This window comes from Bradyrhizobium sp. 22 (assembly GCF_000482425.1).
GTDB lineage: Bacteria > Pseudomonadota > Alphaproteobacteria > Rhizobiales > Xanthobacteraceae > Bradyrhizobium > Bradyrhizobium japonicum_B.
This window is the reverse complement of record NZ_KI519399.1, coordinates 2,935,963-2,958,363: the sequence shown is the minus strand read 5'-3', so window position 1 is coordinate 2,958,363 and position 22,401 is coordinate 2,935,963. Positions and strand designations below refer to the sequence as shown.

Below are 22,401 nucleotides of genomic sequence, written 5' to 3'. Positions count from 1 at the left end.
GCCGCCGCTTGCTTCATGACACCCTCATGACAAGCGCGGTCCAACGAAGAGTGAAGCTCGCAGGCGAAAATGACGCCGCCGGCGGGAAATAAAGTTCCCGCCCTACGGGAACCGAGATGATTTCACAATCGAACACGCTTTATTAAGAGTCTCGCGCACTACTAGCGTAAATAATCCGGCACAACCTCCACGGTTTTCGTCAAGTCCACAGACGGAGACGCGGACGAGTCGTGCCTGCTGGAGGGCGCGATCTCATGAACCTGCGAGCATCCATCATCGCGACGTGCGTCGGCGCAGCATTCTTCGGGGCTGGCTACATGTGGAACTACCAGCCCGACATCGTCAATCCCGATGAAATATGGAGCATGTTTCAATCTGAGCATCGCAAGGCCCGAGCAGCAGTCTCCCGCATGCTGATCGAACCGCATTCAGCTCACTTCAGCGGCCTGCGCACGGTCGAGGTGGACGCTGCGAGATATGTCTGCGGCGCTGTGAACGCGAAGGACAAGGCCGGCCACGCGATCGGTGCCGCGTTCGTTTACGCCGTGGCCAGCGACCTCGCCCGGGTCGACGACGGCGGCCGGATTACCTCTCAACACCTGCCATACAGATCGTGCCCGACGGCAACCGAGGTCAGGACTGCCGAACAACAAATGCCGATAGCCCCCGGCGCGCTGGCCGTCGCCAAGGCCGTCGGGAAGGTCATTCCCCAACCGAGCGGCGGCACGATGGAGCAACAGCTTGGCCAACTCGCCGCGCGGACTGCAGCAGTCGCACCAGCCGTGGCGGGCTCGCCCGGTCCGGCAAGGACAGGACTGGCCGGGACGGGACCGGCGCCGGCAGGGCAACCTACAGTGTCGCAGATGAAGGCTGCACCGGACAGCGAACCGATCTGGCAGGCCGATCGGCCACCGGTCGCATGGCCGGCGCCGCCCTCAGGCCAGTGTCCGGCGAAATCGACGCAGGAGCTGACGGCCGCCGAAGCCTTGGCTGCTGCGAAGGAGATCGAGGCGCGTTGGGAGCAGTCGAGAACATCGGAGGCTCCGACGAAACGTGTGTCGTCGCAAGAGATCCAGAGAGCGCGTTGCGCGCTGCTTTCGATCGATCCCGCCGACAAGGATTATCCGCGGGCATGGGCGGCCTTCGTGCGGCTGCGGAACATCGAACGAGGCCTGGCCGGTTGACGCCATGCGCTCACGCGCGGCCGTGTATGGCGGGGCGCGGCCGCGTTGATGCTCGATCCCATGAGGCGCGCGCCGCGGCCGGAGACGGAAACCAGGGCGCGACGTCTGTGGCCGTCGCTATGCCCGTTGTTGCAACGCAACCCTCGCGTCGTGCCGACGCCGTGACGGCCGGTTTCACGATCGCTCCGCACAGTCCATGCACAAATAGAGCGGGCGCATGATTGCACGCGGACATTGCGAAGATTTTCTGCAACACGTTGATCACGTATGCTATCAAAAAGCGTGCTTCGGAGTGATCCCGCCCTATGACGACCCAGCGGCCCATAAGCTCTGACGACGAGCACCGGGTGCTCCAGTTCAGGCCGCGCACCTCGCCTCCCCCCGCGGTCCACCGCGGTAGCGGTACCGTGAAGCCGTTGCGCGGCGCGCCCGAACCGCTCGACCTGTCGCGCTACGAGCAGCCTCGTGCCGAGCCGGGCGATTTCCGTCATCGCATGCTCGCCAACATCGCGGCGCTGGCCTTCACCATCGCGTTGACCGCCATTGGAATTTGGCTCGCGGTCAGCATCGCTGACCTGCGCCGGACCCAGGATTGCGTGCTGATGGGCCGTCGCGACTGCGTCAAGATCACGACGCCGCATATCTAGGCCCGGTCCGCCGGCGGGAGCAGGCCCCGGCGGGCGTCCCCAGCCCCGTCTCCTCGCCTGCCCGGCTCCATTGAACTCAGGGCGGCGCTCCGATATACGGGCTTTCGACCCGGCCAGAGCGGGGGTTGAGGGCGTCATCAGGGGCGCGATGCCCACCCACCGTGCCACTCTGGACAATCTGACAAATACCCGCAATATATCAAAGGCTTAGTGATGTCCTCCACATTCGATCAGGTCGCCACGATCATCGCTGAAACCTGCGACATCCCACGCGACACGATCACGCCGGATAGCCATGCCATCGATGACCTCGGCATCGACAGCCTCGATTTTCTGGACATCGCCTTCGCGATCGACAAGCAGTTCGGTATCAAGCTGCCGCTGGAAAAGTGGACCCAGGAGGTCAACGACGGCAAGGCGACCACCGAGCAGTATTTCGTACTGAAGAACCTGTGCGCCCGCATCGACGAACTGGTTGCGGCCAAGGGCGCGAGCGCGTAAGCGCGCGGCCATGCAACTCGAATACTTCCACATGATCGATCGCATCGTCGACCTCAAGGTCGACGAGAAGACGATCGTCGTCGAAGCCCAGGTCCCCAAGGAGAGCACCATCTTCGAGGGGCACTTTCCGGGTTACCCCTTGATGCCCGGCGTGCTCCTGATCGAATCGATGGCGCAGGCCTCCGGCTGGCTCCAACTCGGCGTGTTCAAGTTCGAGCGCATGCCGATTCTTGCCGCCGTGAAGGAAGCCAAGGTGCGCGGCTCGGTCTTCCCCGGCGATCTCATGAGCATCGAGGCGAGCCTCACCTATGAAGGCTCCGGCTACGCCATGACTGAAGCCAAGATCAGGGTCGGCGGCAAGCTGCGCGCGAATTCAGCGCTGACCTTCACGCTGATCCCCTTCCCCAATGCGGATATGCGCGGATACATGGCGAAAGTCGCCGAGCGTGTCGGCTTTCCGCAACAGGCCGTATCGCCATGATTGACACTGCTTCGAAGCCCGGCCAGACCGAGGTCTGGATCACCGGCATTGGCCTTGCCACCTCGCTCGGCGAAGGCCTGGACGCCAATTGGGCCGCGCTTTCCGAGAAGCGCATCAACGTCGACGAGAAGGGCTTTGCGCCCTACATCGTGCATCCCCTGATGCCTGTCAGCTTCGACAGCCAGATCCCGAAGAAGGGCGACCAGCGCCAGATGGAAGCCTGGCAGCGCATCGGCACTTATGCCGCCGGCCTTGCGCTCGATTCCGCCGGGATCAAGGGCAACAAGGACATCCTGTCGAAGATCGACATGGTGGTAGCCGCCGGCGGCGGCGAGCGCGACCTCAACGTCGACACCGGCGTGCTGACAGCCGAGGCCAAGGGGGCGAACGCGCCCGGCTTCCTCAACGAACGGCTGATGAGCGATCTGCGGCCGACCTTGTTCCTGGCGCAGCTCTCCAACCTGCTCGCCGGCAACATCGCCATCGTGCACGGTCTTGGCGGCACCTCGCGCACCTTCATGGGCGAAGAAGTTGCGGGGGCCGATGCCGCCCGCATCGCGCTGGCGCGCATCGCCTCAGGCGAGAGCGACATTGCCCTGGTCGGCGGCTCGCATAACGGCGAGCGCAAGGACCTCATGGTCCTCTATGAATTCGGCGACTTCAACCTGAAGGACAAGTTCGCACCGGTGTGGGCGCGCAAGGATCACGCCGGTTTCGCGCTCGGCTCGGCCGGCGCGTTCCTGGTGCTGGAATCGAAAGCCCACGCGCAAGCGCGCGGCGCAAAGCCGTTCGCAAGACTGTCGAGCGTCGTCGCCGATCTCGCCCGGCGCAAGCAGCCCGGCGACATGGCCGCGACGCTGGAGCAGCTCTGGGCCAAGCTGCCCAAGCGCGAGGGCAAGGGCGCGATCATCACGGGCGCGACCGGTGCGGAGCCGGCGACGAGCGAAGAGCGCGGCTTCCTGAAGGCTCACGCCGAATTCCCGGTGCGTTCGACCGGCACGATGTTCGGCCACACCATGGAGACGCAATTCCCGCTCGGCATCGCACTCGCCGCGCTGTCGATCTCGCGTGGTGCGCTGTTCCCGCCGAACGATTCCACCGGCACCGAGATTGAAATGCAGGGAGCGCCCACCCAGATTGTGGTGGTGGGAGCCGGACACTGGCGCGGCGAAGGCATGGCGCTGGTCGAGGCAGTTGACTAGCTCACCCGGGGGATCGACATGACTGCACCACGCGACAAACTCGGGCGCCCCGTCGTCGTCGTCACCGGCATGGGGATCATGACCTCGCTCGGTGCCGGCAAGGCCGACAATTGGGCGAAGCTCGTCGCCGGCGAATCCGGCATCCGCACCATCACCCGCTTTCCGGTCGACGGTCTGAAGACCACGATGGCCGGCACTGTCGATTTCGTCAGCGTCGAGCCGTTCTCGTCCACCGGCCTGTCCGAACGGATGGCTGAGCTCGTCACGCAGGAGGCGCTCGATCAGGCCGGCATCGGCGCCAAGGCCGATTTCCCGGGCCCCCTGTTCCTGGCGGTCGCGCCGGTCGAGGTGGAATGGCCGCAGCGCCGCGAGCTCGGTCGCGCCGTCGGCAAGCCCGACTTCAACTATGACGATCTGCTGCGCATCTCCGGCGGCGGCAAGTACGCCGCCTATCATCACCGTTTCATGTTCGGCTCGGTCGCAGCACACCTCGCCGAGACCTTCGGCACCAAGGGCTCGCCGATCTCGCTGTCGACAGCCTGTGCCTCCGGCGCAACCTCGATCCAGCTCGGTGTCGAAGCGATCCGCCGCGGCGAGACCGACGCTGCGCTGTGCGTCGCGACCGACGGCACGGTCAATCCTGAAGCCATGGTGCGGTTCTCGCTGCTCTCGGCGCTGTCGACCCAGAACGATCCGCCGCAGGCGGCCTCCCGCCCCTTCTCCAAGAACCGCGACGGCTTCGTGATGGCAGAAGGCGCCGGCGCGCTGGTGCTCGAAAGCTACGAGGCCGCCACCGCGCGCGGCGCAAAGATTCTCGGCGTGATCGCCGGCTGCGGCGAGCTCACCGATTCCTTCCATCGCACCCGCTCCTCGCCCGACGGCAAGCCGATCATCGGCTGCATGAACAAGACGCTGGCCGACGCCGGCATGACGCCGGACCAGATCGACCACATCAACGCGCACGGCACCGCAACGCCCGAGAACGACAAGATGGAGTACAACACGACATCGGCCGTGTTCGGCGAGCTCCTGCAGAAGATTCCGGTCACCTCCAACAAGTCGATGGTGGGCCACACCATCTCGGCCGCCGGTGCGGTCGAGGCGATCTTCTCGCTGCTCACGCTCGAGCATCAGCGCATTCCGCCGACGATCAACTACGACACCCCGGATCCCACGATCCTGTTCGACGTCGTCGGCAACAAGGCACGCGATGCCCGCGTCACCGCCGTGATGTCGAACTCGTTCGGCTTCGGCGGCCAGAACGCCTCGCTGATCCTGACCCGCGAACCGGCCTGACCGGACGCATGGCGCTACTGACTGCGAGCACGAAGGCCCGCGCGCGGGCGGCTGCCAAATCAATCGGCGGCAGCCTGATCGGTGCCGCCACGGTCGGCATGCTGCGCACCACGCGCTATTTCGACCCGGTCAAGACTTCGGACTTCTTCGCACGCGTCGTGAAGACGATCGGCCCGCGCCTGCGCGAGCACCGCATCGGCCGTGCCAATCTCGCTGCGGCATTTCCCGAGAAACCGCCGGAGGAGATCGAACGGATCCTGATGGGCGTGTGGGACAATCTCGGCCGCGTCGGCGCCGAGTTCGCCCATATGGACCGTGTCTGGGATTACGACCGTGCCCATCCGGAGAAGAGCCGGATCGAACTGAGCCAGAGCAGCATCGAACTGTTCGACCGCATCCGCGACGACGGCAAGCCGGCGCTGATCTTCGCCGCACACCTGGCCAATTGGGAATTGCCGGCGCTCGCGGCAGTCGCGCACGGGCTGGACGCTGCGATCCTCTACCGCCGCCCCAACATTGCCTCCGCCGACCGCATCATCCAGGAGATGCGCCAGGTCAACATGGGCACGCTGATCCCCGCCGGCCGCGACGCGCCGCTGCGGCTCGCGCAGGCGCTGAAGGACGGCAAGCACGTCGCCATGCTGATCGACCAATACCTGACCGGCGGCGTCGAGGTCACCTTCTTCGGCCGCAAGACCCGCGCCAATCCGATGCTGGCGCGCCTCTTGCGCCAGGTCGACTGCCCGATCCACGGCGTGCGCATCATCCGCCTGCCCGGTGGCCGCTTCCGCGGCGAGATCAGCGAAGAGATCCCGCCGGTGCGCGACGCCGAGGGCAAGATCGACATCCAGGGCACGACCCAGGCGATCACGAGCGTGGTGGAAAGCTGGGTGCGCGAACATCCCGAGCAATGGCTGTGGCTGCATCGCAGGTGGCGGTAGCAGCCGTCTGCCGTCATTCCGGGCGGTCCGCAGGACCGAACCCGGAATCTAGAGATTCCAGGTTCGATGCTTCGCATCGCACCGGAATGACCTGAGCCTCACCGCCCCGTCTTCACCTTGGTCCAGAGCCGGTTGATGATGCGCTGCGTCGCCGGCTCGCGCGCCGTGATGACGAACAGCTTTGAAAGCGTCGCCTCGTCCGGATAGATGTTCTTGTCGTTCAGGATCTTCGGATCGACCAGCTTCTGGCCGGCGAGGTTGCCGCTGGCGTAGGACAGGAAGTCCGAGTTCTTGGCGGCGACATCGGGACGGTAGAGATAGTTTATCAGCTCGTGGGCTTCGTTGACGTTCTTGGCGTCGGCGGGGATGGCCAAATTGTCGAGGAACATCTGCGCGCCCTCCTTCGGAATGGCGTAGCCGATCTCGATGCCGCTGCTGTTGTCTTTCTTGGCTTCGGCGGCGCGGGCGCGGGCCTGCATGATGTCGCCGGACCAGCCGACCACGAAACAGATCTCGCCGGTGGCGAGCGCGCTCAAATATTCGGACGAGTGGAACTTGCGGACGGACGGACGGACCTTGGCGACGGCATCGGCGGCTTTCTCGAGGTCGGCCTGCTTGGTCGAGTTCGGATCGAGCCCGAGCCAGTTCAGCGCCGCCGGGAAGATGTCGTCGGCGGAATCGAGCATGTGCACGCCGCAATCTCTGAATTTTGCCAGGGTCTCCGGCTTGAAGACGATGTCCCAGCTGTCGATCTTGGCATCGGCCCCGAGGATCTGCTTCACCTTGGCAACGTTGTAGCCGATGCCGGTCGTGCCCCACATGTAGTTGGCGGCATAGACGTTGCCGGGATCGTAGGTCGCCAGATGCTTGGTCACCATCGGCCAGGCATTGGCGAGGTTCGGCAGCTTCGCCTTGTCAAGCTTCTGGAAGATGCTGGCCTTGATCTGGCGCTGCAGGAAATAGGCGGTGGGCACCACGACGTCGTAGCCGGACTTTCCGGCCATCAGGCGCGTCTCCAGCGTCTCGTTGGCATCGAACGTGTCGTAGACGACCTTGATCCCGGTCTCCCTGGTGAAGGCCTCCAGGACATCAGGCGCCATGTAATTGGACCAGTTGTAGAAATTGACGACCCGCTGCTCCGCCTGAACCGGGGCGGAAAGCAACGTCAGCGGCGCGACGATCGCAAAACCAAGGCAAAGCCAGGAAAAGCAAAGCCTCGCGCGGCCGACCTTCGTCATCACTACCTCTTGCGTCCACGCACCGCGTCAGAGAGCCGTTCCAGCGCGGTGTCCAGCGTCTGGTCCTTCTTGGCGAAGCAGAAACGCACCACCGAGGTCACCGGGTCCTGCTCGTAGAATGCCGAGACCGGGATCGCCGCGACCTTGTAATCCTTCACGATGCGCCAGCAGAATTCGGTGTCGCTCTCATTGAGCCCGAGCGGTGACAGGTCGACGGTGAGGAAGTAGGTGCCTTGCGACTTCAGCACGGGGAAGCCGAGGCTCTCCAGCCCCCTGGTCAGGCGGTCCCTGCTCCGCGTCAAATCCTTGCGCATCGACAGGAAGTAGTCGTCGGACTTGCCGAGACCGTAGGCCACGGCGGCCTGCAGGTTCGGCGCGGTGGTGAAGGTCAGGAACTGGTGCACCTTGGCGGCGACGCGCAGGAGCGGTGGCGCGGCGCAGACGAAGCCGATCTTCCAGCCGGTCAGCGAGAAGATCTTGCCGGCCGAGCCGACCTTGATGGTGCGCTCGCGCATGCCCGGGATGGTGATCAACGGGATGTGCTTGTGCTCGTCAAAGGTGACGTGCTCCCAGACCTCGTCGCAGATCGCGATGACGTCGAACTCCTGGCAGTAGCGCGCCAGCAGCTCGAGGTCCTCGCGCGGATAGACCACCGCGGACGGATTCAAGGGGTTGTTGAACAGCACCGCCTTGGTCTTTGAATTGAAGACGCTTTTCAGCATGTCCTCATTCAGCCGCCAGTGCGGCGGCTCCAGCCGCACGAGGCGCGGAATGCCGCCGGCCTGGCGGATGATCGGCAGATAGGAATCATAGACCGGCTGGAAGCACACCACCTCGTCGCCGGGCTGGACCACCGCGAGGATCGCCGAGGTCAGCGCCTCGGTGCCGCCGGAGGTGACCATCACCTCGCTCATCGGATCGAGCTTGAGGCCGTGCCAATGACCGTAATGGGTCGCGATCGCCTGGCGCAGCTCCGGGAGGCCCATCATCGACGGGTACTGGTTGTAGCCGTTCAGCGAGGCCTCGGCCGCGGCACGGCGGATGTCCTCCGGGCCGGGATCGTCAGGAAAGCCCTGGCCGAGATTGATCGCGTCGTTGTCGCGGGCGGCCTGCGACATCGCCTCGAAGATGGTGACGGGAAGGTCGGCGAAGACCTTGTTCAGCGAGGAGCTCTTGGACATCGGGTGAGGTCAGCCGCCGGCCTTGCTGGGAAGACCGGCCGCCTTCCAGCCCAGCATGCCGCCGGCCAGATGCTTGTCGTAAGGCAGGCCCGCCGCCTGCGCCGCGAGCGAGGCCGTCACCGAGCGTTTGCCCGAGCGGCAGGCGAACACGACCTGCTTGCCCTGGGGATCGGGAATCGCCTTGGGATCGAAGGTCGAGAGCGGAACGACGACGCCGTAAGGATAGGCCTCGGCCTGGACCTCGTTCGGCTCGCGAACGTCGACCAGCAGATAGCGTCCTTCCGCGACACCTTTGGAGACCTCGTCCGGGGTCAGATCCTGCACCTGGTTTGCCACATCATCCTCCAACATCGCGAGCCGCAGGCCGGGGCGTCCCGGCCGCCGGCAACCTCGCCTCTCGGGAGACGAAAATCAAGCGCTACAAAGGCTTGAGCCGCGCGGCGCAAGTTAAAGCTAAATCACAGCGACTTGAAGTGCGGCGTTCGGAGGCCGCGCCAGAGACACCGCGCTCCTTCTCACCACGCCCTCGATGTCATTCCCCGCGCAGGCGGGGAATCCAGTACGCCGCGGCTCCTCGGTTCTAGCCGCGCCGTCTCTGGAAGACTGGGTCGCCCGGTCAAGCCGGGCGACGACAGCGGAGCTAGATCGCCACTTGGGTGCCGACCTCGACCACGCGGCCGCTCGGGATCTGGAAATAGTCCGTGGCGTCGTTGGCGGAGCGGCTGAGCGAGATGAACAGCCGGTCCTGCCAACGCGGCATGCCCGAATGAGCTGCGGGCTTCAGCGCCCTTCGCGACAGGAAGAACGAGGTCGACATGATGTCGAACTGCCAGCCGAGCTTGCGGGCGATCGCCAGCGCCTTCGGCACGTTGGGCGATTCCATGAAGCCGAACCTGAGCGTCACCTTGGAGAAGGTCGGCGAGATCTGCTCCAGCTTGACCCGCTCGGACGGATCGATGCGCGGGGTCTGCGCCGTCTCGATGGTGAGAATGACATTCTTCTCGTGCAGCACCTTGTAGTGCTTCAGGCTGTGCATCAGCGCCGTCGGCGCGCTCAGGGGATCCGAGGTCAGGAACACGGCGGTGCCCGGCACGCGCTGCGGCGGCCGCTTCTCCAGCATGGCGACGAGCTCGGCGAGCGGGAACTCGAGCTTACGCGACTTCTCGAACAGGAGCCGGCTCCCGCGCCGCCACGTGTACATCACGATGATCATGAGCGCGCCGAGCGCCAGCGGCACCCAGCCGCCTTCGAGCACCTTGAGCAGGTTCGCGCTCAGGAAGGTCAGATCGAGGAGCAGGAACGGGGCGATCAGCGCCGCGGCCGCCAGCGGCTTCCAGCGCCAGCCCTTCCAGACCACGACGAAGCCCATCATCGCCGTGACCACCATGGTCCCGGTGACGGAGATGCCGTAGGCCGAAGCCAGCGCGCTCGAGGAGCGGAACAGCAGCACCAGCAGCACCACCGCGACCAGCAGCAGCTGGTTGATGCGGGGGATGAAGATCTGGCCGGAATGGGCTTCAGACGTGTGGCGAATTTCGAAGCGCGGCAGCAGGCCGAGCTGGATCGCCTGGCGCGTCAGCGAATAGGCGCCGGTAATGACCGCTTGGCTGGCGATGACGGTCGCCATGGTGGCGAGCACGACCATGCAGCCGCGGAAGAAGCCTTGCGGAAACAGCTGGAAGAACGGGCTCACGATCGCGCCGGGGTCGCTGAGCACGAGCGCGCCCTGCCCCAGATAGTTCAGCGCCAGCGAGGGCAGCACGATCGACAGCCAGGCAATCTGGATCGGCCGTTTGCCGAAATGGCCGAGATCGGCATAGAGCGCCTCGGCGCCGGTGACGGCCAGGAACACCGCGCCCAGGGTCACGAAACCGATGATGCCGTGGTGGAGCATGAAGGACACGGCGTAGAGCGGGTTCAGAGCCAGCAGCACCTGCGGCTGCTGGATGATCGGATGGATTGCCGCCGCCGCGATGACGGCGAACCAGACGCACATGATCGGGCCGAAGAAGGCGGCGACGCGGGCGGTGCCGCGCGACTGCACGGCGAACAGGCAGACCAGGATGATCACCGTCAGCGGCACGATATAGGGCTCGAACCTGAGCGTGACGTCCTTCATGCCCTCGATCGCCGACAGCACCGAGAGCGCCGGCGTGATCACGGCGTCGCCGTAGAACAGCGCGCCGGAGATGATGCCGAGCAGCACGATGGTCGTCCCGCCGGTGCCGACCGCGCGCTGTGCCAGCGCCATCAGCGCCAGCGTGCCGCCCTCGCCGTTGTTGTCGGCCCGGAGCAGGATCACGACGTATTTGAGCGTCACAACGACGATCAGCGCCCACAGGATCAGGGAGAGCACGCCAAGCACCGCGGCCGGCGTCGGCAGCCCCTCTGCGCCCGAGGCGGCCATCACCGCCTCGCGGAAGGCGTAGAGCGGACTGGTGCCGATATCGCCGTAGACCACCCCGATGCTGCCGAGCGTCAGCGCCCCGAAACCGGCGGTGGTATGGGCGTCGCCATGCCCATTGGCCGCCACCGTTTCCGGAGCGGAAATCGCTACATCACTTGTCATGGGAGAGCCTGCGGCCTCTAGAATGCTTCACTGCACAACGGCGGAAGAGCGCGCGGCTTATAGTCCTGCGCTACCGGCATGGCCTAGCCCGATTTCGGGCCTTAGCCATGCAAATCCGCATAGCTACTGCAGTTTCGTTCTAGATGGTGACCTGGGTTCCGACCTCAACCACGCGACCGGTGGGGATCTGGAAATAGTCGGTGGCATCGTTGGCGGACCGGCTGAGCGCGATGAACAGATGATCCTGCCACAGCGGCATGCCCGACTGCGCGGATGCTTTCAGCGATCGTCGTGACACGAAGAACGACGTCGACATGATGTCGAACTGCCAGCCCTGCTTGCGCGCGATCGCGAGCGCCTTGGGCACGTTCGGCTGCTCCATGAAGCCGAAGCGCAGACGGACCTTGGAGAACTTGTCGCTGATCTTCTCCATGCGGAATCGCTCCGCCAGATCGACCCGCGGCGTGTGCGCGGTCTCGATGGTCAGGATCACGTTGTGCTCGTGCAGCACCTTGTTGTGCTTGAGATTGTGCAGCAGCGCGGTCGGCACGAACGCGGGATCGCTGGTCAGGAACACCGCGGTACCCTTGACGATGTGCGGGGGCCGCTTCTCGAGGCTGCGGATCAGATCGTCGAGCGGCACCTCGATCCGTCGCGTCTTCTGGATCAGGATTCCGGAGCCCTTGCGCCAGGTCCAGATCGTCCCCGCCATGACGACGCCGAACAGCAGCGGCACCCAGGCGCCGTCGAGCAGCTTGAGCAGGTTGGCGCTGAAGAAGCTCAAATCGACGATGACGAAGGGGACGATCACGGCCGCGGCCGTCGCCGCGCGCCAGTTCCACAACTTCCAGATCACGACGAAACCCATGATGCCGTCGACGACCATGGTGGTGGAGACGGCAATGCCGTAGGCCGAGGCCAGATTGCTGGGGGTGTGGAACAGCAGCACCAGCAGCATCACGCCGATCAGTAGGAGGCGATTGACGCGCGGCAGATAGATTTGGCCGGCATGGGATTCGGAGGTGTATCGCACCTCGAAACGCGGCAGGAGACCGAGTTGCACGGCCTGGTGGATCAGCGAATAGGCGCCGGTGATCACCGCCTGGCTCGCGATCACGGTTGCAGCTGTCGCGAGTCCGACCAGCGGCAGCACCAGGCTCTCGGGCACCATGCGATAGAAGGAGTGTTCGATCGCGCTGGGATCGGACAGCACCAGCGCACCCTGCCCGAAATAGTTGATCAGGAGCGCGGGCAGCACGAAGAACATCCACGCCGACTGGATCGGCTTGCGGCCGAAATGGCCGAGATCGGCATAAAGCGCCTCGCCGCCAGTCACCGCCAGGAACACGGCGCCGAGCGTCACGAGGCCGATCACGCCGTGCGACAGCACGAACTGCACCGCGTAATAGGGATTGATAGCCGCGAGCACGGTGGGGTCGTCTGCGATGTGGACGGCCCCCATCACCGCGATCACGGCGAACCAGACCACCATCACAGGCCCGAAGGCCGATGCGACCAAGGCGGTCCCCTTGCTCTGGACCGCGAACAGCAGCACCAGGATGAGGACGGTGAGCGGCACGACATAGTGCTCGAGCGCGGGGGTCGCGAGCTTGAGGCCCTGCACCGCCGAGAGCACCGAGATCGCCGGCGTGATCATGGAATCGCCGATGAACATGGAGGCGCCCACCACACCGAGCGCCATCAAGACCCAGCTTCGCCGCCCGAGCGCGCGTTGACCGAGCGCCATCAGCGAGAGCGTGCCGCCCTCCCCGTTATTGTCGGCACGCAGCAACAGCAGGACGTATTTGGCGGTGACGACGATCAAGAGGGCCCACAGGATCAGCGAGAGCACACCGAGCACGATGACCCGTGAGACCGGCTCGCCATGGGCCGCGCCCTTGACCGCCTCGTGAAATGCGTAGAGCGGCGAGGTGCCGATATCGCCGAAGACGACGCCGATGCTCCCGAGCGTAAGGGCCCAAAAACCTGATCTGACCGGCCCTTCCTGGGTCTCGGCCTGTGTGATGCTCGCCGTCATGAGGGTGGAGAACGCTTCTTCCCTGGGAATTGATCCGGCGCCTTTTGACGCTTCCGGTGCGCCTGTCAATCGGCGCACCACCATAGCAGGCGCGGAGCCGGATGCTGTGACGCTGCAGCCACGCTCATCGCCCGCGCGACGACATGCCTCAGGTAACATGGTAGCGCAAGAGAATTATCCTCCGGGCATGATCGCGTCGGAAGCCGACGCTCACCGTCCCGATCAGGGCTTCAGATTTGGCGGCAGCGGCGGATCCTCGCGCATCAGGGTGATGGTCACTCGCCGGTTGGCTGCGAGCGAAGGATCGTCCGGAAACAGTGGCTGGGTGTCCGCCTTGCCGGAGACGGCGAAGATGTGCGACGGCGGCAGGCCCTCGCGTTCGAGAATCTGACGCACGGCATTGGCGCGGTCGGCCGACAGATCGAAGGCGCCGTAATCGCTGCGGTTCGGCACGAAGCCGGCCGCGGTGTGGCCGGCGATGGAGACGCGGAGCGGCGTGGCCTTGAGCGGGATCGCTAGCTTCTCGACCAGGCGGCGGGTGCGGTCATAGGGCACCTTGGAGCCGTCGGCGAACATCGAGCGGCCGTCCTGGTCGACGATCTCCAGGTTGAGGCCCTGCTTGGTCTCCTCGAACATGATGTGCTTGGACATCTCGGTCAGCTCCGGCATGTCCTGCAACGCCTGGCGCAGCGAGGCTGCGGCGAGCGCGAAATTGCGGTCGACCTTGATCTTTGCGCCGGAAGTCTTCTCGCGGTCTTCCTGATCCGGCGTCGGCGTGTTGGAGGCATCTTCCGGCTGGATGTGGTCGACGTTCTTGAGCCGCGGGCGCGTCGGCAGACCGTCCGATTCGACGATGCCGGAGTAGCGCGCTTCGCTCTGCACGCCGAACGCCTCGCGCATCGAGCCCGCGACGATCTTCAGCTTGTTGGCATCCTGCGTGGAGAACGCGACCAACATGACGAAGAACGCCAGTAGCAGCGCCATCAGGTCGGCGAAGGTCACGAACCAGCCGTGGCCGCCGCCGTGAGCATTGCCGCGCTTCTTCTTGGCCATCTCTCAAATTCCAGGCAGCGGCCTTAGGCCGGCACCGGCTCTCCCTCGGTGTTACGATGCTTCTCCGGCAGATAGGCCAGCAGCATTTCGCGCACCAGGGTCGGGCTCTTGGAGTCGCGGATCATCAGGATGCCGTCGATGATCAGGGTGCGGTTGGTCTCTTCGTCGAGCAGCTTGCCGTGCAGCTTGTCGGCAATCGGCAGGCAGACCAGGTTGGCGACAACGGCGCCGTACAGGGTCGCCAGCAGCGCGGTGGCCATGAACGGACCGAGCTTGGAAGGATCCGACATGTTGGAGAACATCTGCACCATGCCGAGCAGCGTGCCGATCATGCCGAACGCCGGGGCGCAGTCGCCGACGGCGCGGTAGATCTTGCTGCCTTCGTCGAGGTGCATCAGGAAGTTGTCGCGGTCGCGCTCCAGATTGTCGCGAATGAAATCGAGGTCGTAGCCGTCGGCGACGTAGCGGATGCCCTTGGCGAGGAACGGCTCGTCAGTCTCGACCTTTTCCAGCCCGACCGGACCCTGCTTGCGGGCGATTTCGGCGATGCGGGCGAGTTCGTCGACGAGGTCGTGGGCCGAAAGGCGGCTCAGCGTGAAGGCAAACTTCGCGCCGAGCGGCACGCCATGGATCATCGCAGACAATGGAAAGCGGATCATCGTTGCGGCGAAGGAGCCGCCGAAGATGACGATCACGGCGTGGATGTCGTAGAACATCCCGAAGCTGCCGCCCATCAAGATCAGCGTCGACACCACCACGGCGCCCGCGGCCAACCCGACGAGTGTTGCGATATCCATTCTCGACTCCAACGCGTACGCGACAACGGCCGTCCTGGCCGCTGGTGCGGCCCAACCCCGAACCGCATCGCAAACCCTAGAGCGCCGCCCTTAAAGCCGCGTAAAGGTTAAGTTGAGCCAGCACGCCGGACCGGCACAGTGCGCTTGGGGGATGCCGGCTTTGCCGCTTGCCGACAGGGATCTCAACGTTTCACTAACCATAAAAGCGCCCTCGGCCGATGATGTCCTCGCCCTCCGGGCGGCGGACCCATGAACACGCAGCCGTTATGGCCGACACTGGAGCGTCGAGGGGTCTCCCATGGTTTTCTGGCTGACGTGCGCGATTGGATTGGCCATCGCCTATCTCTTTGGTTCTGTGCCCACCGGCTATCTCGCAGGGAAACTGCTGAGGGGTATCGACATTCGCAAGCACGGCTCCAAATCGACCGGCGCGACGAATGTGCTGCGCATCCTCGGAAAATGGCCCGCGCTGGCTGTGCTTCTGGTTGATGTGCTCAAGGGTGCCGCGGCAATCGTCTTTGCCCGCTGGTTCTTTGGCTGGGTCTTCACGTTTCCATCGGGGTCGCCGCCGGCCGCGCTCGATCCGCAAGGCTGGATCGACTGGGCCGTGTGTCTTTCCGGACTTGCCGCGTTGCTGGGACACGCCCTTTCGATTTGGCTGAACTTCACCGGCGGCAAATCCGCGGCGACAGGGCTCGGCGTCCTGCTTGCGATGGCGTGGCCGGTCGGGCTCGGAGCAGCAATCGCTTTTGCTGTCGCCTTGGCTGTCTTGCGCATCGTCTCGCTGGGCTCGATGCTGGCCGCGCTGACGGCGATCGCCCTCGTCTGCGTCCTCGAGCAACCCTTGCCCTTTCGATTGCTGGTGATTGCAGGTGGCATCTATGTGATCGTGCGCCATCGCACCAACATTCAGCGCCTGCTCGCCGGGACCGAACCACGGTTCGGGCAATTCAGTCCGGAACCACGGCCGGAGGCTTAAGGAACTGCTCGCTCGCCATCGAAGCTGAGTTCCCAAGCGAACTGCGGCCCTGCGCCACGGGCGGGCCCCTCAATGATCTGCTATTCTGCGGCCTGCACATGCTCGATCGCGGGAGCGATTGCAATGTTGACGCTATTCGGTGTTCTCACCGCGTTGCCGGCGGTGCTGGCGCTCCATCTGCTCGAACCGGAGCTGGTCCTGCCGGCGTTCAGCGCCCTGCTCTTTGTCGAGGCGGCCTTCGCCCTGCTCGCGGCGCGATTGCTTCACAGCCCCAACAGCGCGGACGACATCACCCTGTGGGACTTCGCCGGCGGCTTCGCCTTGATCGGATGTGCCGCCGCCGTGCTGGGAGAGCCGGATCAGGCTGCCCTGTTCCTGGCCGAACAAGGCAGCCCGCGATCGGCGTCGTCGCCATAGACTCAGTGGATCTCCGCCGAGCGTTTCAGCGCGGCCTTCAGCTTATCCAGCGAGAAATCGGGACTGCGGGCGATCTCCAGGATCGGCGTCTCACGGCGGCCGCAGAGCTCGGCGGCCTCAGGCAGCTTTGCGGCGACGTCGAGCGGGATCACGATGGCGCCGTGCCGGTCGGCATGGATCAGGTCGTCAGACCTCACGGTCATGCCGGCGACGCGGACCTCGCCGCCAAAGCTCTCGGCATGGACCCAGGCGTGCGACGGGCCGATTGATCCGGCCAGCGCCTGGAAGCTAGGGGCCCATTGCGGGATGTCGCGGATCGAGCCGTCGGTGATGACGCCGAGGCAGCCGAGCGCCTTGTGGACGTTGCTCTGCACCTCGCCCCAGAACGCGCCGTAGCCGACGTCGGGACCGTCGATGTCCTGGATCACGGAGATGCGCGGCCCATGGCCGGTGCCGACATATTCGTAATACTCGATGCGGCGCTTCGACTGCTCCTCGGCCGGAAGCGAGGATTTCAGCACCGAGCGGATCGCAACCGTGCGGGCATAGCCGACGATCGGCGGCAAATCGGGGAACGGGCAGACCAGTTGCTTGGTGGTGTAGCCGATCAGCCGGCGCTCGGGCGCCACGATCTCCATGGCATTGCAGATCGTCGGCGTGTCGTAGCGGCCCAGCGCTTCGAGGACGGAAGCGGGCAGCGGCCCGGTCGCGTTATCGGTCACGGCGTTCTCTCCCAGATTGGCGGCTGATTGACGTGATGCCGCCGTCACAGGGCGATATAGCCGAGATCGGGTCTCAACCCAACTCAGGCCTGCTTCATGGCAGATATCCGCGTGCGCTTTAGTGCAGCCGTCCGGGCCGGTCGTCGTCCTGCGGCGGCTCCGACAAATTCGTCAGCGTCGGCGCCGAGGGCGGCGAAGAGACCTCGTCTCCCGCGGGCGCAGCAGCCTCCATCGCGCGGGCCTGGTCGCGATAGGATTTGTAGCCGAGCGGCAAAGCCAGAAGATACAGCACCGTGCCGATCGACAGCACGTGCCAGGGATAGGCGATCAGCAGCGCGATGAAGACGATCACCGCGACGAAGGCCGGCAGCACCAGCTCCGGCGGCACGCGCATGCGCTTGGTCTTGCCGGAGAACACCGGCAGGCGCGACACCATCAGGAAGGCGATCAGAAGCGTGTAGGCCGCCGTCACCGCCGCAGGCATGCGGCCGAGATCGAGGAAGGCGACGTAGATCGGCAGCAGCACGGTGATCGCGCCGGCCGGCGCCGGCACGCCGGTGAAGAAATTGGCGGCGAAGGCCGGCTTGTTGGGATCGTCCATGGTGGCGTTGAAGCGTGCCAGGCGCAGGCCGCCGGAAATCGCGAACACCATGGCGGCGATCCAGCCGGCATTGCCGAGCTCGTGCAGCTGCCAGAAATACAGCATCAGACCGGGCGCGACGCCGAAATTGACGAAATCGGCGAGGCTGTCGAGCTCGGCGCCGAACTTGGACTGGCCCTTGATCATGCGCGCGATGCGGCCGTCGATACCGTCGAGCGCGGCCGCAAACACGATGGCATAGACGGCGAGCGACATCCGCCCTTCGATCGACAGCCGGATCGAGGTCAGGCCGGCGCAGATCGCCAGCAATGTGATGACGTTCGGCACCAGCATCCGTACCGGAATGGGCCGGAACCGCCGGCGGCGCGTATCGGGATCTCTCAGATCGTAGGGCGTCATGGCTGTCCTCACCTCGAGGCGAGATATAGCAAGCCGCGCCCCCCTCCGCCATCGCAGCGGAAGGCCCGCGTGGACCGACTATAGGTTAATTGGCGCGGAAGGCGCGGCCGGGGTCGTCGCCGGCAAGATCGGCGAAGATCGTCTCGCCGGCGATGGCGGTCTGCCCTTCCGAGACCAATGCCTTGGTGCCAACGGGCAGATAGACGTCGAGCCGCGAGCCGAAGCGGATCAGGCCGAAGCGCTCGCCGGCACCGATCGCCTGGCCTTCGCGGACGAAGCAGACGATGCGCTTGGCGACGAGGCCTGCGATCTGCACCACGCCGATGCGGGCCGTCGGCGTCGAGATGACCAGCGAGTTGCGCTCGTTGTCCTCGCTGGCCTTGTCGAGCTCGGCATTGATGAAGAGGCCGGGGCGGTAGGCGATGCGGTCCACCCGGCCCGCGACCGGCGCGCGGTTCACGTGGCAATTGAACACGCTCATGAACACCGAGATGCGCGGCAGCGGCCGGTCGCCGAGCCCGAGCTCGGCCGGCGGCAGCGCCATGGTGATCATCGAGACGCGGCCGTCGGCCGGCGACACCACCAGCCCCTCGCGCACCGGCGTCACGCGCACGGGATCGCGGAAGAACAGCGCGCACCACACGGTCAGGATCGTGCCGATCCAGCCCAGAGGCGACCACAGCCAGAACAGGACCAGGCTGACCAGCGCAAAGCCGCCGATGAAGGGATAGCCCTCCTTGTGGATCGGCGGGATCTGACGCTGGATCGAATCGAGAATGGACATCGTTATCTGCCGCTCGGGGTTAATGGCGCAGGTCGCGCGGGCCTGTTTAGGCCAGAGTTGGGACCGGAGACAAGGTCACACCGCCGCCGCAGGCGTCGTCAGGGCGTCATCGACCGGGGGCGGCTCCCGGTTGGGGGCCTCGGCGGTGTCGCCCATCTGCGCCAGCTTCTCGCGCGCCGCCTCGGCCTCGCGCTGCCTGTTCCACATGCTGGCATAGAGGCCGCCATGGGCGAGCAGCTTGGCGTGGGTACCCCGCTCGGCGATGCGGCCCTGATCCAGCACGATGATCTCGTCGGCCCCGACGATGGTCGAGAGCCGGTGCGCGATCACCAGCGAGGTGCGGTTCTTCGCCACGCGATCGAGCGCGCCCTGGATCTCGTGCTCGGTGTGGGTATCGAGCGCCGAGGTCGCCTCGTCCAGCACCAGAATCGGCGGCGCCTTCAAGACGGTGCGCGCGATCGCGACGCGCTGCTTCTCGCCGCCGGACAGTTTGAGCCCGCGCTCCCCGACCTGGGTCTCGTAGCCCTTCGGCGCCATGCGGATGAAACGGTCGATCTGCGCCAGTTGCGCCGCTTCCTCGACCTCTGCATCGCTGGCGTCCCAGCGACCGTAGCGGATGTTGTAGCGAATGGTGTCGTTGAACAGCACGGTATCCTGCGGCACCATGCCGATCGAGGCGCGGAGCGAATCCTGCGTCACCGCGCGGATGTCCTGGCCGTCGATCAGGATCCTGCCGCCGGAGACGTCATAGAGGCGGAACAGCAGGCGTGAGATGGTCGACTTGCCTGCGCCCGACGGGCCGACGATGGCGACGGTCTTGCCGGCCGGCACCTCGAAGCTGATGCCCTTGAGGATCGGACGCGTCGGCTCATAGGCGAAGCGCACGTCCTCGAAGCGCAAGGTGCCGGCGGAGACGACCAGCGGCTTGGCATCGGGGGCGTCCTTGATCTCGGCCTCGCGGCCGAGCACGCCGAACATCTTCTCGATGTCGATGATCGCCTGCTTGATCTCGCGATAGACCATGCCCATGAAGTTCAGGGGCTGGTAGAGCTGGATCATCATGGCGTTGACCAGCACGAAATCGCCGACGGTGTTGGTGCCGTTGCGCACGCCGATCGCGCACATCAGCATGGTCGCGGTCAGGCCCAGCGTGAAGATCACCGCTTGGCCGGTGTTGAGCACCGCGAGCGAGGTATAGGTGCGGACGCTGGCTTCCTCGTAACGCTCCACCGATTTGTCGTAGCGCTGCGCCTCGCGCGCCTCGGCGCTGAAATATTTCACGGTCTCGTAGTTGAGCAGCGAGTCGATCGCCTTGGTGTTCGCCTCGGTGTCGGAATCGTTCATCTTGCGGCGGATGCCGATCCGCCACTCGGTCGCGATGTAGGTGTAGTACATGTAGAGCGCGACCATGATCAGGGTCGCGACCACGTAGCGCCAGTCGAACTGCCAGAGCAGCACGGCCATCAGCAGCGAGACCTCGACGATGGTCGGGATCAGCTGCAGGATCACCATGCGGACGATGACCTCGATGCCCTCGCGGCCGCGCTCGAGCACGCGGGTCAGGCCGCCGGTCTTGCGCTCGAGGTGGAAGCGCAGCGACAGCTCGTGCATGTGGATGAAGGTGATGGTGGCGAGCTTGCGCACCGCGTGCATGGCGACGCGCGCGAAGATGCCGTCGCGCCATTGCGTCAGCAGCGCCATCAGGATGCGCATCACGCCGTAGCTCACCGTCAGCAGCAACGGCGAGGCGATCACCCAGAGCTGCCAATTGTCGGCCGCAATCGGCGCGGTGTTGGCGCCGGTCAGCGCGTCCGTCGCCCATTTGAAGCTGAAGGGCACCGCGAGCGTGATCAGCTTGGCCGCGAGCAGCAGCACCAGCGACCACACCACGCGCATCTTCAGGTCGAAGCGGTCGCCCGGCCAGATATAGGGCCACAGATGCGCCAGCGTGCCCATCAGCGTCCCCTGCTCGGGCGCACCGCCGACAGGAACGTCGGCGCCGTCGAACGATTGAGGTTGGTCCATCAAGAAGCCTGAAAGCCCACCGGATGCGGGCGTCATCGAGATTTACGATTTTCCCCTGTCATATAGAGCCTTCCCGATGCCAGCGCACCCCGTCAAATGGCGAATCTTCGATTGTTTGCCGCCATTTACCGGTAGATTTCCGGGAGTATCGAATCACCTGAAGGGCTTGACGCCTCTTCGCTGCAATGCATCATGGCACCAATGAGCACGATCAAAACCGTCTGTGTCTATTGCGGCTCCGGCCCTGGAACCAATCCCAACTTCATCGAGGCGGCGAAAGCGCTCGGCAAGGCGCTGGCGGATAGCAAGATCCGCCTCGTTTATGGCGGCGGCTCGCTCGGGCTGATGGGGGCGGTCGCAACCTCCGTGCTCGATCACGGCGGCATGGTCACCGGCATCATCCCCGACTTCCTGCGGATGCGCGAGAACGCGCTGACGCGCGTGCAGGAGATGGTCGTCACGCCCGACATGCACGAGCGCAAGCGGCTGATGTTCGAACGCTCCGACGCCTTCGTCGCCCTGCCCGGCGGCCTCGGCACGCTCGAGGAGCTGGTCGAGCAATTGACCTGGCAGCAGCTCGGTCGTCACGCCAAGCCCGTGCTGCTCGCCAATATCGACAATTTCTGGGAGCCGCTGTTCTCTCTGGTGGCCCACATGCGCCAAACCGAGTTCATCCGCGCCGGTCTCACCGTCGATATCCTCAAGGCCGACAAGGTCGAGGAGATCGTTCCGCGATTGCGCGCCGCTGCTGCGCAGATTCCTGACAGCCAACGCGATCTCGCGCCCGACGTGGCGCGCCGGCTCTAAAGCATGATCCGGAAAAGTGCGCAGCGGTTTTCCGGAAAGATCATGCTTAAACAACAACCTAAAGCGCGATGGCGATTCATCCCAATCGCATCGCGCTTTAGGCCGCCCGCTACCCTTGCGGAAACGTCACCGCCTCGATGCGGTTGCCGTCGGGATCGACGACGAACGCCGCGTAGTAGCGCACGCGATCGTGCGGGCGGATGCCGGGCGCACCGTCCGAGGCCCCGCCCGCCGCGAGAGCCGCGGCATGAAACGCATCGACGTCGTCCGTCGTCTTGGCCCGCAGGCAGATGTGCACGCCGCTTTCCCGGGCTACAGGCGGCATGCTCTCGCGCAGATTGATCCAGAACTCGGGATAGGCCTTGCCGAAGCCGACCGTCCGCGGCCGGGTGACGAGGCGCGCAAGGCCGAGCGCTGCGAGCGTCGCCTCGTAGAATCTGGCGGCGCGATCGAGATCGCTGACGCCGACGGAAATGTGGTCGATCATTGGTCCCCCCGTCATTCCGGGGCACGCGAAGCGTGAATCCGGAATCTCGAGA

The 22,401-nt window shown here is 65.1% G+C and carries 22 protein-coding genes; 10 read left to right on the top strand and 12 right to left on the bottom strand.

Annotation, left to right across the window (positions count from 1 at the left end; genetic code table 11):
- Positions 1 to 254: 254 nt before the first annotated feature.
- The 7 genes from K410_RS0115250 to K410_RS0115220 all read left to right on the top strand — a co-directional run bounded on the left by K410_RS0115250 (position 255) and on the right by K410_RS0115220 (position 6,252).
- Positions 255 to 1,184: a hypothetical protein gene (locus tag K410_RS0115250; RefSeq protein WP_028135691.1), complete on the top strand. Its 930-nt coding sequence runs from the start codon at positions 255 to 257 to the stop codon at positions 1,182 to 1,184.
- 305 nt (positions 1,185 to 1,489) lie between these two features.
- Positions 1,490 to 1,831, top strand: coding sequence for a hypothetical protein (locus K410_RS0115245; RefSeq protein ID WP_028135690.1), 342 nt, complete (start codon positions 1,490 to 1,492; stop codon positions 1,829 to 1,831).
- A 213-nt stretch (positions 1,832 to 2,044) separates the two neighbouring features.
- Entirely contained in the window at positions 2,045 to 2,332 is a 288-nt protein-coding gene (locus K410_RS0115240) for an acyl carrier protein (RefSeq protein ID WP_007592476.1), read from the top strand.
- Between the two features lie 10 nt (positions 2,333 to 2,342).
- Positions 2,343 to 2,813, top strand: a complete 471-nt coding sequence (locus tag K410_RS0115235) for a 3-hydroxyacyl-ACP dehydratase FabZ family protein (RefSeq protein ID WP_028135689.1) — start codon at positions 2,343 to 2,345, stop codon at positions 2,811 to 2,813.
- Positions 2,810 to 4,015, top strand: a complete 1,206-nt coding sequence (locus K410_RS0115230; RefSeq protein WP_028135688.1) for a beta-ketoacyl-ACP synthase — start codon at positions 2,810 to 2,812, stop codon at positions 4,013 to 4,015. The genes K410_RS0115235 and K410_RS0115230 overlap by 4 nt, the downstream gene beginning before the upstream one ends.
- Before the next feature lie 18 nt (positions 4,016 to 4,033).
- Positions 4,034 to 5,311, top strand: coding sequence for a beta-ketoacyl-ACP synthase (locus K410_RS0115225; protein WP_028135687.1), 1,278 nt, complete (start codon positions 4,034 to 4,036; stop codon positions 5,309 to 5,311).
- 8 nt (positions 5,312 to 5,319) lie between these two features.
- Positions 5,320 to 6,252, top strand: coding sequence for a lipid A biosynthesis lauroyl acyltransferase (locus tag K410_RS0115220; RefSeq protein ID WP_028135686.1), 933 nt, complete (start codon positions 5,320 to 5,322; stop codon positions 6,250 to 6,252).
- A gap of 98 nt (positions 6,253 to 6,350) precedes the next feature.
- Here K410_RS0115220 and K410_RS0115215 read toward each other — a convergent pair whose 3' ends face one another.
- The 7 genes from K410_RS0115215 to K410_RS0115185 form a co-directional block, all read right to left on the bottom strand.
- On the bottom strand, positions 6,351 to 7,490 hold the full coding sequence (locus K410_RS0115215) for a polyamine ABC transporter substrate-binding protein (RefSeq protein ID WP_028135685.1): 1,140 nt from the start codon (positions 7,488 to 7,490) through the stop codon (positions 6,351 to 6,353).
- Positions 7,491 to 7,492: 2 nt separating this feature from the next.
- Entirely contained in the window at positions 7,493 to 8,671 is a 1,179-nt protein-coding gene (locus K410_RS0115210) for an aminotransferase (protein WP_028135684.1), read from the bottom strand.
- A 9-nt stretch (positions 8,672 to 8,680) separates the two neighbouring features.
- On the bottom strand, positions 8,681 to 9,007 hold the full coding sequence (locus tag K410_RS0115205) for a rhodanese-like domain-containing protein (RefSeq protein WP_028135683.1): 327 nt from the start codon (positions 9,005 to 9,007) through the stop codon (positions 8,681 to 8,683).
- A 304-nt stretch (positions 9,008 to 9,311) separates the two neighbouring features.
- Positions 9,312 to 11,240: a potassium transporter Kup gene (locus K410_RS0115200; protein WP_028135682.1), complete on the bottom strand. Its 1,929-nt coding sequence runs from the start codon at positions 11,238 to 11,240 to the stop codon at positions 9,312 to 9,314.
- A 139-nt stretch (positions 11,241 to 11,379) separates the two neighbouring features.
- On the bottom strand, positions 11,380 to 13,278 hold the full coding sequence (locus K410_RS0115195; RefSeq protein ID WP_028135681.1) for a potassium transporter Kup: 1,899 nt from the start codon (positions 13,276 to 13,278) through the stop codon (positions 11,380 to 11,382).
- 222 nt (positions 13,279 to 13,500) lie between these two features.
- Complete coding sequence (locus K410_RS0115190) at positions 13,501 to 14,331, bottom strand: OmpA/MotB family protein (protein WP_028135680.1); 831 nt, start codon at positions 14,329 to 14,331, stop codon at positions 13,501 to 13,503.
- A 23-nt stretch (positions 14,332 to 14,354) separates the two neighbouring features.
- Positions 14,355 to 15,128: a motility protein A gene (locus tag K410_RS0115185; protein WP_028135679.1), complete on the bottom strand. Its 774-nt coding sequence runs from the start codon at positions 15,126 to 15,128 to the stop codon at positions 14,355 to 14,357.
- 298 nt (positions 15,129 to 15,426) lie between these two features.
- Between K410_RS0115185 and plsY the strand changes: the two genes are divergently transcribed.
- Both plsY and K410_RS0115175 read left to right on the top strand, forming a co-directional pair.
- A complete protein-coding gene (plsY, locus tag K410_RS0115180) occupies positions 15,427 to 16,107 on the top strand; it encodes a glycerol-3-phosphate 1-O-acyltransferase PlsY (RefSeq protein ID WP_028135678.1) in 681 nt (226 codons plus the stop codon).
- Positions 16,108 to 16,230: 123 nt separating this feature from the next.
- The gene (locus K410_RS0115175; RefSeq protein WP_028135677.1) at positions 16,231 to 16,524 is read left to right on the top strand and encodes a hypothetical protein; all 294 of its coding nucleotides are present in this window, start codon (positions 16,231 to 16,233) and stop codon (positions 16,522 to 16,524) included.
- 2 nt (positions 16,525 to 16,526) lie between these two features.
- Here the strand turns inward: K410_RS0115175 and K410_RS0115170 are convergent, their stop codons facing one another.
- From K410_RS0115170 to K410_RS0115155, 4 genes are all read right to left on the bottom strand, one after another.
- The gene (locus tag K410_RS0115170) at positions 16,527 to 17,246 is read right to left on the bottom strand and encodes an RraA family protein (RefSeq protein ID WP_028135676.1); all 720 of its coding nucleotides are present in this window, start codon (positions 17,244 to 17,246) and stop codon (positions 16,527 to 16,529) included.
- 118 nt (positions 17,247 to 17,364) lie between these two features.
- Positions 17,365 to 18,246, bottom strand: coding sequence for a CDP-alcohol phosphatidyltransferase family protein (locus K410_RS0115165; RefSeq protein ID WP_028135675.1), 882 nt, complete (start codon positions 18,244 to 18,246; stop codon positions 17,365 to 17,367).
- A gap of 85 nt (positions 18,247 to 18,331) precedes the next feature.
- A complete protein-coding gene (locus K410_RS0115160) occupies positions 18,332 to 19,036 on the bottom strand; it encodes a phosphatidylserine decarboxylase (protein WP_283805934.1) in 705 nt (234 codons plus the stop codon).
- Positions 19,037 to 19,105: 69 nt separating this feature from the next.
- Positions 19,106 to 21,055, bottom strand: a complete 1,950-nt coding sequence (locus K410_RS0115155) for an ABCB family ABC transporter ATP-binding protein/permease (RefSeq protein WP_028135673.1) — start codon at positions 21,053 to 21,055, stop codon at positions 19,106 to 19,108.
- A gap of 201 nt (positions 21,056 to 21,256) precedes the next feature.
- On the opposite strand from K410_RS0115155, the gene K410_RS0115150 reads away from it, so the two are divergent.
- Positions 21,257 to 21,862, top strand: coding sequence for an LOG family protein (locus K410_RS0115150; RefSeq protein ID WP_028135672.1), 606 nt, complete (start codon positions 21,257 to 21,259; stop codon positions 21,860 to 21,862).
- Between the two features lie 109 nt (positions 21,863 to 21,971).
- Here the strand turns inward: K410_RS0115150 and K410_RS0115145 are convergent, their stop codons facing one another.
- The gene (locus tag K410_RS0115145) at positions 21,972 to 22,349 is read right to left on the bottom strand and encodes a VOC family protein (protein WP_028135671.1); all 378 of its coding nucleotides are present in this window, start codon (positions 22,347 to 22,349) and stop codon (positions 21,972 to 21,974) included.
- Between the last annotated feature and the right edge of the window lie 52 nt (positions 22,350 to 22,401).